10 protein-coding genes are annotated in these 12,271 nt (G+C 61.1%); 4 read left to right on the top strand and 6 right to left on the bottom strand.

Translation table 11 applies throughout. The features are described 5' to 3' along the window. The first annotated feature begins 75 nt into the window (after positions 1-75). The 3 genes from CUJ84_RS28845 to CUJ84_RS28840 all read left to right on the top strand — a co-directional run bounded on the left by CUJ84_RS28845 (position 76) and on the right by CUJ84_RS28840 (position 3,003). Positions 76-1,359: an ABC transporter substrate-binding protein gene (locus CUJ84_RS28845; RefSeq protein WP_199788842.1), complete on the top strand. Its 1,284-nt coding sequence runs from the start codon at positions 76-78 to the stop codon at positions 1,357-1,359. 132 nt (positions 1,360-1,491) lie between these two features. After that, positions 1,492-1,728: a hypothetical protein gene (locus CUJ84_RS38080; protein ID WP_158686974.1), complete on the top strand. Its 237-nt coding sequence runs from the start codon at positions 1,492-1,494 to the stop codon at positions 1,726-1,728. Between the two features lie 12 nt (positions 1,729-1,740). Further along, entirely contained in the window at positions 1,741-3,003 is a 1,263-nt protein-coding gene (locus tag CUJ84_RS28840; RefSeq protein ID WP_105009027.1) for a DUF3422 domain-containing protein, read from the top strand. A 68-nt stretch (positions 3,004-3,071) separates the two neighbouring features. On the opposite strand, the gene CUJ84_RS28835 is transcribed toward CUJ84_RS28840, so the two are convergent. From CUJ84_RS28835 to CUJ84_RS28810, 6 genes are all read right to left on the bottom strand, one after another. Further along, on the bottom strand, positions 3,072-5,216 hold the full coding sequence (locus tag CUJ84_RS28835; protein ID WP_105009026.1) for a methyl-accepting chemotaxis protein: 2,145 nt from the start codon (positions 5,214-5,216) through the stop codon (positions 3,072-3,074). Between the two features lie 16 nt (positions 5,217-5,232). Continuing rightward, complete coding sequence (locus tag CUJ84_RS28830; RefSeq protein WP_105009025.1) at positions 5,233-6,162, bottom strand: substrate-binding domain-containing protein; 930 nt, start codon at positions 6,160-6,162, stop codon at positions 5,233-5,235. Between the two features lie 238 nt (positions 6,163-6,400). Beyond that, the gene (locus CUJ84_RS28825) at positions 6,401-7,285 is read right to left on the bottom strand and encodes a carbohydrate ABC transporter permease (protein WP_105009024.1); all 885 of its coding nucleotides are present in this window, start codon (positions 7,283-7,285) and stop codon (positions 6,401-6,403) included. Next, positions 7,275-8,249 carry a carbohydrate ABC transporter permease gene (locus CUJ84_RS28820; RefSeq protein ID WP_199788841.1) on the bottom strand — a complete coding sequence of 325 codons (975 nt, stop codon included), beginning with the start codon at positions 8,247-8,249 and terminating at the stop codon, positions 7,275-7,277. The genes CUJ84_RS28825 and CUJ84_RS28820 overlap by 11 nt, the downstream gene beginning before the upstream one ends. Before the next feature lie 82 nt (positions 8,250-8,331). Continuing rightward, positions 8,332-9,555 carry an ABC transporter substrate-binding protein gene (locus tag CUJ84_RS28815; RefSeq protein ID WP_105009023.1) on the bottom strand — a complete coding sequence of 408 codons (1,224 nt, stop codon included), beginning with the start codon at positions 9,553-9,555 and terminating at the stop codon, positions 8,332-8,334. Positions 9,556-9,605: 50 nt separating this feature from the next. Beyond that, positions 9,606-10,928 (bottom strand): alpha-L-fucosidase, encoded by a 1,323-nt coding sequence (locus tag CUJ84_RS28810; protein ID WP_105009022.1) that lies wholly within the window; start codon positions 10,926-10,928, stop codon positions 9,606-9,608. A gap of 207 nt (positions 10,929-11,135) precedes the next feature. On the opposite strand from CUJ84_RS28810, the gene CUJ84_RS28805 reads away from it, so the two are divergent. Continuing rightward, a complete protein-coding gene (locus tag CUJ84_RS28805) occupies positions 11,136-12,143 on the top strand; it encodes a LacI family DNA-binding transcriptional regulator (protein ID WP_105009021.1) in 1,008 nt (335 codons plus the stop codon). The last annotated feature ends 128 nt before the right edge of the window (positions 12,144-12,271 follow it).

The raw sequence follows: 12,271 nt of genomic DNA, 5'->3' as shown, positions 1-12,271 counted from the left end.
ATGTCAAGTATATGAAATTCAATTATCGATGGCTGAGGCCGCGATTGATGAAAATGTTTTCATGGGAGGATGAAAATGAAAACCTATCTCTCAAGTGCCTTCGCACTGGCGCTTGCAACCGTTTCTTTCGCATGGTCCGGCGCGGCCATGGCGGAAACCAAGACAATCACCTTTCTCTTCACCGACGACGACCAGGCTTACGTCGAACGGATGGAAGCGCTCAGCAAGGAATTCGAGGCGGCGCATCCCGACGTCAAGGTCAATTTCGTCTCTTCGGGCTATGATGCCGTCGCCAAGCAGCTGCCGGTACAGCTTGCCGTCGGCGAAGGCCCTGACATCGCCAAAATCACCGACTGGCAGCTTGCCCCCTATTACCTCGACATGCGTCCCTACATGAAGGACCCGGATGGCTTCGCCAAGCTGCACGGCGACAGCCTGAACACACTTCGTTTCCCCGGCGTCAACGCTCCGCAGTCGATCAACGGCTATATCGCGTCGCAGACCTTCAACCTGCCCTTCGTCAACAAGACGCTGTTCGAACAGGCCGGCGAACCGCTTCCGAAGCCCACCGCCACGCTGAAGGAAATCGTCGAAGCCTCGGCGCGCGTCGCCAAGGCGACCGGTGCCCAGATCCCCTTCACGATGGATCGCTCGGGCCATCGCTTCTCCGGCGCGGCATTCTCCTACGGCTCGAACTACGTCAAGGACGGCAAGTTCTTCTTCCCCGACGATGCCGCCAAGCGCTATGTCACGGATCTCTACGGCTGGACGAAGGACGGCTCCTTCCCGAAGGAAATGTGGGGGGCTGCCGGCGGAACCCAGTACAAGAACATGGGTGACGAGTTCGTCAACGGCAACGTCGTGACCTATCTCGCCGGCAACTGGATGGTCAATCCGTTCCAGAAGAAGATTGGCGACGCCTTCGACTGGACGGCAATCAGCGCGCCGTGCGGCGATGCCGGCTGCTATGCGATGCCGGGTGGCACCGCGATCGTCGGATTCAAGCGCACCAAGTCTCCGGAGGCCGTGGCCGCGTTCATCGAATTCCTTGGCTCTGAAAAGGTCCAGCGTGAAATCGCTGAAAACTACGTCATCCTGACGGGCGCCGACATCAAGGACCCGCAATACAAGCTCGAGAGCAAGAATGCCAAGGAAGCGATGGCCGTCTTCCTCGGAAGCCGCAATAGCGTGCCGCAGGCAGCCCGGGACCTGGAACGTCTCAAGGGATCCTCCGCCATCTATCAGCTCATCGTCCAGAGGATGAGCCAGCTGATCGTCGGCGAACTCTCCCTCGACGAGACCTTCAAGGCAATGAGTGCCGACGTCGACAAGGTCAACGAGGCGCTTGCCGCCAAGTAACCGGTCACGCGTTGTCCCGCACAATGCGCGCATGCTGCAGCCACGGCCTCGCAACAGGGCCGTGGCTTTTTCTTTCCCCACGGACACTTCGACCTGTTTCGAATTGTCGATGGCAACGCCGGAGATCTACCGATGCGGATGCGCGGTCTATCGCGGGTCATCTGTGGCGAAGCCGTCATGGAGCCGCTGCCGCAGCGTGCGGCCGAACGAATGCCGGCCTTCACACCCGATGGCGAAGGCATGGTGACACGCGGTTCGGGAGAGGCTATAGGCGTTGTCGGCCTTCGCCGGCTCGCAGGCGCCATGGTCAATTCACACATGCCGGCAACCCGCTTACATCAGGCGACCCAGCGACTGTCTACCTTATAGAGGTGCATTTCCATGCCGATGGGCTCCGAGCATCCGCTGCGAAGGGAACTTCACAACGAGCTCCACGCGCGGCCGTCGCTTTACTTCGACGGCGACACGGATGTGTGGCACGTCGCTATCGTCGGAGAAAATGCCCCTCCTCACATACCAAACTCCCTGCCGGGACTGGAGGATGTCTCCACGACCCGCGAAGGCAACCACGGCATCGGCCGCATCGGCGACGGCCGGCTGAAGTGGGAGGCGCATACCGAGTTCCTCACCCTGACCTTCGTCGTTCCCGCGTCGGCCGAACCCGGCAGTAATCCGCCGGAAGCCTTTCAGGCCTGCTGCCGCCAGATCGACGGGAAGATCATCGCGGCCGTTCGGGTGCTGGTGCGCGACGAGAAGGACGGGCAGCGTCCGGAAAAACCGAGGCTCGACTATGTCGCCTCTCAGGTCGGCGGCGGCGATGCGGAAGTGCATTCGAACTTCCGGCTGACCGACAGCGGTTTCGTCGAATTTCTGTTCTTCAACCGCAATCTCAATGCCTATCGCACCGGCCGCATGGTCAGGCGTTTCCTGGAGATCGAGACATACCGGATGATGGCGCTGCTGGCATTGCCGATGGCGCGCGAGACGGTGTCGAAGCTCTCCGTCTTCGACCGGCGCCTCGACCTGCTGATCGCGCATATGCAGAGTGCGATCAAGGTCGACAAGGCACTGCTTTCCGAGGTAACCAGGCTCTCATCGGACGTTCTCAACTTCTCGGCGCTCGCCCGTCACCGCTTCGGCGCGACGAAAGCCTATGCCGAGATCGTGGCAAGCAGAGTGTCGGAGCTTCGTGAGGAACGCGTCGAGCAGCGCCAGAGGCTCGGCACCTTTATCGATCGGCGCTTTCAACCGGCCGTCCGCTCGGTCGAAGCCGCCGAACGCCGCCTTGATGAGCTGGCCGAACGCGTGAGCCTAGCCGGAGACCTCCTTAGAACCACCGTGCAGGTTCAGCTCGAAGATCAGAACGCGTCGCTGCTGACGTCGATGGAAGAACGGGCGCGCATCCAGGTGCATATCCAGCAGGCGGTCGAAGGCTTCTCCGTCATCGCCATCACCTATTACACCGTCGGCCTGGCGAAGATCTGTCTCGAAAGTATCTCCGAACTGGGTGTCGATCCCCACGTGGCCAAGCTCGCCGTTCTCGGCGCCATCCCGCTCGTGCTCTTTGCCGTCTGGACAGCGGTTCGTCATGTTCGCAAGAGCATTGCCGGCCACTCCGCCGGTCCGGCATCAGGAAACCACTGACGCCACGCTAGACACTCGCTCACCGCCGCCCTTTCGGACGGCGGCGTTTGCTTGCCTGCATCCGGACCTCAGGATGCCATTGCGTAGTGACGATGCTCCGATGCCCGGCCGCTGCCCGTTCTGAACCGCCGCAGCAGCTCGGCAAGGCTTTCGGTTTCATGTGTCAGGCTCTGGGCCGCCGCCGTGGTCTCCTCGACCATCGCGGCGTTCTGCTGCGTCACCTTGTCCATCTGGTCGCCGGCAGCCGAGACCTCGCGCAGGCTCATCGCCTGCTCGCGGGCGGCAACGGCGATCTCGGCCACGGTCGCATTCATGGCGGTGACCTGTTCGACGATCTGTTCGAGCGAGAGGCCGGATTCACCCACCAGCTGGACGCCGGTCTTGACCTGCGCCGAGGAGGTGGAGATCAGTTGCTTGATCTCCCTTGCCGCATTGGCGGAGCGCTGGGCGAGCTCGCGGACTTCCTGGGCGACGACGGCAAAGCCCTTGCCTGCCTCGCCGGCGCGCGCCGCTTCCACGCCGGCGTTCAGTGCCAGCAGGTTGGTCTGGAAAGCGATCTCGTCGATGACGCTGATGATGTTGCCGATCTTGGACGACGAATTTTGAATTTCCGTCATCGCGTCGATGGCGCGGGCAACAATCTCTCCGCCCTTTTCGGCATTGGTGCGGGCCGTTGCCACGACACCTTGGGCGCGGCTCGCACCCTCCGCCGTTCCGTTGACGCCGCGGGTCACGTCACCCAGCGCCGCGACGGTCTCCTCCAGCGAGGCTGCCTGCTGTTCGGTGCGGCGGGCGAGATCGTTGGACGCCGTGGAGATTTCCGCAAGGCCGGACCGGATGGTGGCGACCGCGCGAATGACGGAGTCGACCGCCTCTTCGAGGCTTGCGACCGAGTTGTTGAAATGATCCCGGATCCGGACATAGCGATGGTCGACTTCGCCGACGCGGACGGTGAGGTCGCCCTTGGAAAGCGCGTCCAGCCCGACGGAAATCTGGCGGAAGGCATGCTCCATCACCTGCGCATCGCTGAGCCGCTCCGCCTCCTGGCGGAGCCGCTCTTCTTCGGCGGCCAGGCGGGCGCGTTCGGCATTGGCTTCTGCGATCAGCTTGGCGCGCCCCGTTTCCTGGAAAACCTTCAGCGAACGCGCCATGGCCCCCAGTTCGTGGCGGTGCTCGACACCCGTTATCACGATCCCTTCCTCGCCGCGGGCAAGCTGCTCCATGGACTGTGCCATGTTACGCACTGCCGAGGAAATCAGCCGGCCGACAAAATAGGAAAGGACGAGACCGATGACGATCAGCAACCCGCTGATGACAAGCGTCGTGCTGGTCGCAGAGGCAACCGTTGCGTCTACAGAACCGTCCAGGGTCTTCTGCGCGCCCGTGACGGTGGCCTGCAGGTCCTTGAAGCCGCCTGATATTTTCGGCGCGAGCACGCTGAGCTGCGTCTGGCGAATATTGCCGGAGGCCTGCAAGACGTCCTTCATGTCGCCGAGACGGGCGGTGTAGTTCTGCATAAGCTGGCCGGCGCCCATCAGGCGCTTCTTCTGCAGCTCGTTCTTCGCGGCCTTGGCGGCGGCTTCGTTGAGCGCAACCGCTTCGGCCAGTGCTGCCTGCGCGGTGTCATAGGCCGCAAAATCGTTGGAATGCACGAAGCGCTCGGAGAAATAGAGGCTGCGGTTCAAAGCCTCCAGCGTCGCTGCCGTCATCTGCAACAAGGCCACATCGTTCTGGCGCCAGGCGCTGCGCACGACATCGTTGAGCGCGATGCTGGTCCAGGGACCGAATTCAGTAACCTTGGAGATCAAGGCGTCACGCCTGGCCTGAAGGGCGACGATCTGTTCGAAAGCCTTGCCATAAGCGGCAATGTCCTGGCGGATCGCAGCAAGGCCGGACTGCAGATCCTTGTTGCCGGCAAAACGCGGGTCGTCGGCGTCGAACGCCTTCACACCGGCGCGGAAGCGGTCGACGACATCCTGCGTCGGCGTGGAGCGGAAGGCTTCCGCCGACATCTGAATCTCGTTCAGTTGGTCGCTGTAGTCCGAGATGGCGAGACTCTGACCAGCCGTGGCGCGATAGGACGCGAAGATGGAGGCGAGCCCATTCATGCCCGAGATCGCGCTGACCGTGAGCAGGCTCATCAACAGGATCAGCGGCACGAAGCCCGAGGTGATCTGTGCGCGAATGCCGAATTTATTCCAGAAATGCAACATCATAGTCCTCTTATGCTTACTGGCTCTTCGGCAGATAGGTGGCAATGTTCTCAGGTGTGACGAGTTCGAAGGGAACGTTGTTTTCGCGCGGCACCTTCTCTTTGCGGATAAGCTTGACGGCGGCGTCGACAGCGGCACCCCCCTGTCCGACAGCGCTCTGGAGAATGGTGACGTCGAGATCGCCGGCCACCATCGCCGCCAGCGCGTCGTCGGTCGCGTCGACGCCGGCGACGACGACATCCTTCATCGGCATGCCGGCTTTCTTCATGGCCCGGATAGCGCCGAGGGCCATCTCGTCATTATTGGCGATGACCGCATCGAACTTGACGCCGGCCGACAGCCATTCCTGCATCTGCTGGTCGGCATAATCGCGCGACCAATAGGCGGCCTGGCGCTCGACGATCTGAAGGCCTTTGCAATCCGGCGTAGCGATGACGTCGGAGATGTCCTGGGTACGGGCGCGGGCGGCCGCGTGGAAGGGTTCGCCCATCAGCACGACGACGCGGCCTTTGCCTTTGAGGAGCGTGCAGACCTGCTTGGTCTCCAGCGTTCCGGACTCCTTCTCGTTGGAGGCGACCACCACCTGATTGTCCGGCAAGTCCATGAGGTTGGAAGGAACGTTGTTGATATAGATCAGCGGAATGCTGGCATCTGCCGCCATCTTGGTCATTTGCGGTCCGAGGTCGCCATCGGAGACGGCAAGGATGATCGCGTCGACCTTGTCGGCAATGAGCTTCTGCACCTGCTGCTTCTGGAGTTCGTTGTCGCCCTTGGCGTTCTCGGTGACGAGCTTGAGGCCGGATATCGTCTGCCCATGCGAGACGACGCCGTTGAGAAGCGCCGTTCTGAATTTGTCGAGATCGGACATCGAAACCCCGATCGTCTGGGCATTGGCAGCAGAGATCGATATCGCCAAGGCGATGGATGCAAGCGTGGCCGTTTTCATGAATTCCCCTGCGCAATTCGGATATGAAAGCGTTATTTCAAATTTTGGTTAAATTTTACTTTTCGACCGGAAGCAAAAGTTAAGCGCGAGGATATGATCTTGCAGTGGCACGCGCGCCTTCTTCGGCGGCAATCGGCCGGACTTGAAGGGCAACACGTCAAACTTGATACGATGCGCATAAATCTTTGTTCTTATGACGATGTTGTCCGAAAACCGCTCACACTTTCGGCATCGTGCTCTAGCGTCCGCCAAAGCCGGAGCTGACGGTGATACCCTTGTAGATCACCCTCTGCAGCACGATGGCCAGGATGACGCCGGGCAGCATGGAGATCGTTGCGCCGGCCATGATGTAGTTCCACGCGGTGCCCTGCTGTGTCTGGAACAGGGTGAGCCCGAGCGGCAGCGTAGCTTTTTCGATGCCGCTGGTGGCGATCAGCGGCCAGAGGAAACTCTTCCATTGTGCGATGAAGGTGAACAGTGCCAGCAGGCCGATGGCCGGCATGGCAAGCGGAACGATGACCGTGACCAGGATGCGCAGGCGCGAAGCCCCGTCCATCATCGCCGCCTCGTCGAGATCCTTGGGAATGCCGAGAATGAACTGGCGCAGCAGAAACGTGCCGAAGGAGCTGAAGGCGACCGGCAGGATCATGCCGTGATAGGTGTTGATCCAGCCGAGCTTGCTGACGATGAGGAAGAGCGGGATGACCAGCATGACCTGCGGGATCATCAGCGTGCTGAGATAGGTGAGCAGCAGCCCCTCGCGGCCGGGAAATTTCAGCCGGGCGAAGGCGTAGGCAGACAGGCAGGATACTGCAATCACGATCGCCGTAACGCCGCAGGCGACCACGAAGGAATTCAACAGGAAGGTTCCGAACGGCAGGGAAACCAGGGCTTCGACGAATGTTCCCCAATGATACTCCTCGGGGAAGATGCGGACCGGCACGGCCATCACCTCGGCATTGGAGCGCACCGCATTCGACACCATCCAGAAGAACGGGAAGAGGAAAAGCAGCGCGATCAGCGAAAGTGCCGTGTAGCTGACGAAGGTGCCGACGCGCCGCAATATGCGGTGACGATGCTGGGAGGCGGAATGCGGATGCCGTGAGGTCGGATCAATCGTCATAATGCACCCATTTGCGCTGCATGTGGAACTGCAGGATGGTGAGCGCCATGATCATGACGAACATCACCCAGGCCAATGCGGAGGCATAGCCCATCTGGAAGTTGGTGAAGCCCTTCTGGTAGATGGCGAAACCGAGCGTGGCCGTCGCCGAGCCCGGGCCGCCGCGCGTCATCGCGAATATCTCGTCGAAGACCTGCAGCGAGGTGATCGCCGTCATCACGGTGCCGAAGAAGACGGTCGGCGAGATGAGCGGCAGGCGGATGCGCCAGAAGCGCTGCCAGGCATTGGCGCCGTCGATCGTCGCCGCCTCGAGATAATGCTTCGGCACGAGGTCGAGCGCGGCGTTGAACATCACGACGTTGTAGCCGACATTCGCCCACAGGGTGACGAGCACCACCGCCTGCATGGCCCAGGTCGAACTCAGCAGGAAATTCGGCAGGCCGAGGCCGAGCGCGCGGATGATGGTGTCGGCCAGCCCATCCGGTGTGAAGATCAGCAGCCACACCACCGATGCGGCGATGGTGGGCGTGAAGGTCGGCAGGAAGAAGATCACCCGGAAGATCGCCTTGCCGCGCTTCAGGCTCGATATCCAGACCGCAAGCGTCAGCGAAACGATAATATTCAGCGCCAGATACTCGACTGCGAAGAACAGCGTATTGCGCAATACGGTGTAGAAGGCCGGATCGACGGTGAAGAGCCTGATATAATTCTGAAAGCCGACGAAGGATGGCGTCGAGATCAGCTGCCAGTTGGTAAAGCTGAGCGCCAGCGACGCCAGGATCGGCAGGGCCATGAAGACCATGAAGCCGAGGAAGCTCGGCAGCAGGAACAGCATGGCTGTCTGCGTCTCCGGCTTCAGGAAGCGCCGTGGCTGACCGGGCTGCAAGGGAACTTCGGCAACAGCGCTTTGCGACATGTCTTCCTCCATGCGCGGCAGCTCCTGCCGCAGCGAGAGCTGGCGCATGACCCGAAAATCGGAATCGATTTTCCGAAAGGATCATGCGCAGATTTCAAAGCGACGGCGCGTCCTGTCGGACGCGACGGCTCTATTGCTGTGCAAGGCTCTGGATGGACTCCATCGTCTGCTTGGCATCGGCGCTGCCGGCGAAAGCCGGCGGGAAATACTGGTTGAGGAGGTTTTCCACCGCCGCCCAGTTATTGGTGATCACGTAGGGCACGGAGTGCGCCAAGGAATAGTCGATGGCCTCGCCGCCATTGGTGATGTCCTTGGCCGCCACCTTGTACCAGGCGGATTGCGACGCCGTGCGCGCCGGCAAGGCACGGCCCTGCTCGGCGAGATAGGATAAGGCTTCCGGGCTGGTCAGCACCTGGATCGCTTTCCAGGCCGCATCCTTGTTCTTGCTCGTCGTGGCGATGCCGAAACCGGAGCCTGCGGTGACGGCCGAAAGTTCGCCCTCATCGCGCGGCAGGGTGGTGAGGCCGATCTTGAACTTGGCCTGGTCCTTCATGCCGATGATCGACCAGGGGCCGTCGATATACATGGCGACATTACCCGAGTTGAACCGGCCCTGGACGACATCACCGGGATCCGCGCCACCCGAGGGAACCAACGGCGCGATCTTATCCTTGGCGGCGAAACCGATCACTCTCTCGGCGGCGGCAACTGCGCTCGCACTGGTCAAATCAAGCTCGCCGGCGTCGTTGACGTATTTATCGCCCCAGGCCGCGGCTAGGACCGAATAGTTCGTCGGAGTGATGCCGAAGCCGTACTTCCCGTCCTTCGTCAGCTTCTTAGCGGCATCGGTGAATTCGGCAAGCGTCCAGCCCGGCTTCGGCAGCGGAACGCCGGCGGCTTCGAGCGCGTCCTGGTTATAGTAGATGACCCACGGACCAACGTCGTAAGGCAGGCCGTAAAGCTGCTTTTCGACGGACATGCCGCCGATGATCGAGGGTGTGAAGGCGCCGACATCGAACTTATCGGCCGCGATCCGGTCATTCAGGGGCTCGAGCAGTGAATAGAAGTTCGGCATGCGCAGCGACTGCATGGAAACGATGTCGGCGAGCTGTCCCGATGCCGCCAGCACCGGCAGCCTTGTCCAGTAATCGACCCAGCCCGTCGTTGTCAGCGTCACCTTGATATCGGGATATTTGGCGGTCACCATCTCCGCCAGGTGTTGCCAGCTCTTGGTGTCGGTTTCGGAGCCGGTCCACATCTGCCAGGTCAGGTTGACCTGTTCGGCCGATGCGGCTGTGGCAAAAAGACTGCTGCCGATAGCGGCAAGCAAAAGCGTTTTCTTCAGAACCTTCATGGGTTTCTCCTCCCTCCATGAACGCAAAGGACACGCGAGTGCGATCGAGATCACGCCTTCAGGACGATCTCGATCACCGGCACGGTAACGTCCGGGCGCCGGACCGGCAGTTCGAGCGTGATCATGCCTTCCGGCACTGTCACGCCGATATTGGAATCCACATCTTTGGCATGGCTCAGCCAGTGCACCTCGCTGGCGTCGTGCAGGAACTGCGCATAGGCGATCCTGTCGGCGAGACCTTCGATGTGGATGTGGCGGTAAGGCCAATTGTAAACATGCAGATAAAGGCGGTTGCCACGCTGGGTATAACGGCAGCCGGCAGGCACCGGATAGCCGGACGGCCCTGCCCCATAGATGGAACGTCCGTTGACTTCCATCCAGTTCTGATAGACCTCCAGCGCGCTGATGGCGCGCGCATCGAGCGTGCCGCGGCCGGTCGGGCCGACATTCATCAGCAGGTTGCCGCCGAGCGCGACGGAATCGATCAGTAGCTGGATGATCTGTTCCGGGCTCTTCCAGGTATTCTCGTCGCGGTGATAGCCCCAGGAGCCGCTGAAGGTATGGCAGGCTTCCCAGAGCACCCCCTGGCTAGCGATGGCGGGGGCCACGCGCGGCGTATATTGCTCCGGCGTCGTCACGTCAGGCAGGGTGCCGGGCGGCAGATCGAGGCGGTTGTTGACGATGATGCCGGGCTGCAGTTCGCGCACCAGATCGACCAGCCGCTCGCTCTCCCAGTCGGCACGCCCCTTGCCGGGCAGGCCGCGATATTCGCGCCCGGGGTAGCTGAAATCGAACCAGATGATGTCGATGCGGCCGAAGCCGGTCAGAAGCTCGCGCACCTGTTCGCGCATATAGGCAGCGTAGTTGGCGATGTTACGGCCGGCATTCAGCGCCTTGGCGTCTGGATGGTTGCGTAGCGGATGGTGAACGTCGATCGGGAAATCGGGATGGTGCCAGTCAAGCAGCGAATAGTAGAAGCCGATCTTCAGCCCTTCGGCGCGGAAGGCTTCGACCAGCGGCGTGAGCAGATCTTTGCCGCAGGGCGTGTTTGGCGCCTTGTAATCGGTCACCTTGCTGTCCCAGAGGCAGAAACCCTCATGATGCTTGGTCGTCACCACGACATATTTCATGCCGGCGAGACGTGCCCGGCGGGCCCACTCCTTGGGATCGTAGAGATCGGGATCGAAATTGTCGAAATAGCGCTGATAGTGGTCGTCGGTCAGCTCTTCGCGGTTCTTCAACCACTCGTGCCGGGCCCCCAGCGCATACAGGCCCCAATGGATGAACATGCCCAGGCGATCCTGGCTGAACCAGGCGTGTTTGCCCGCCCCTCCCGATGCCGGATTTTCCGGCTGGCGTTCCGAACTCGTCACAGGTTTCTCCTCCCTGTTTTCCGGTTCAACATCATATCGAACCGGTTCGGTAAATGATCATCTCGCCTGATCTGATGTCTGTCAAGCCGAAATTCTCGATCACAAGATAACTAAGGCAAACCCTGTGGAACAACAGATTTGAAGCATGAATGTTGCGCCGATCAATAAAATCGGACATAACAAAGCATTAGAACCGGTTCGATAGTCATGACCACCATACGAGATGTCGCGCGCCTTGCGGGGGTTTCAATCTCTACCGTCTCGCTCGCGCTCAACAGCCCGAAGCGGGTCGGTGCCGAGACGCTTGACCGCATCCAGCAGGCAATAAAATCGACCGGTTACCGCATCGATCCGGTGGCCCAGACGCTGGCGCGCGGACGCAGCTCGCTGATCGGTTTCGTTTCAGCCAATCTCGGCAACATGTTCTTCGGCGACATCCGTCGAGAGATCGAGCACCAGGCGCTCGATCACGGCTATTTCGTCCTGATCGCCGACTCCTCCGGCAGGGCCGATCTCGAACGGGCGCTGCTGGAGCGGCTGGAGGCGCAGAAGATCGCCGGCATTGCGCTGGCGGCAAACGGGCGCGGCGAGGAGTACGCCACGTTCCTGCGCGACTTCAAAACCCCGATCGTGATGTTCGACCAGAAGGTGGAAGGCGCCGAGCGTGATTTTGTCGGTTCCGACAACCCGCTGACCACCACTATCCTGACGGAACATCTGCTGCAGCTCGGCCACAGGCGGATCGGCTTCATCTCCGGGCCGAGCGGCCTGCACACCGCCGACGAGCGTCTGAAGGGCTTCATGAACACGATGGCCGGCGCCGGTGTGGACCTCGATCCTTCGCTGGTGGTCGAAGGCGGCTACACCAGGACCGGCGGCCATGCACAGGCGATGCGCCTCTTGACCCGTCGCGACCGGCCGACCGCAATCATCGGCGCCAATAACATGACGGGCCTCGCAGCACTGCAGGTGATGCAGGAGATGGGTTTCCGCTGCCCTGACGACGTGTCGCTGGCGATGGTCGACGACGTGCCCTGGAGCAATGTCATCACGCCTCGCATCACCATGGTGGTGCAGGATGCGCAGAAGCTCGGGGAATTGGCTGCACAACGCCTCCTGGCAAGAATAGCAAGCCCCGAGGGCGCCGCCGCGCCGCCTGAAGATTTCATCCTGACGCCGAGATTCGTACGCGGAGAGTCGACCAGGCGGTTGTGAGTGCTTCCACCGCTCCTCACGCATATGCCAAACCAGCGCCGAGAGATGTAAGCGCAGTGCCGGATTTTCTCTGGTCGGCCCTTATCCATTGAAAGGCGGTAAAATTTGTCATACATGTGTGATGAATC

Source organism: Rhizobium leguminosarum, from assembly GCF_002953715.1.
In the GTDB taxonomy this organism is placed as follows: domain Bacteria; phylum Pseudomonadota; class Alphaproteobacteria; order Rhizobiales; family Rhizobiaceae; genus Rhizobium; species Rhizobium leguminosarum_V.
Note: the sequence above shows the minus strand (reverse complement) of the source record. Positions and strands in the feature narration are given on the sequence as shown.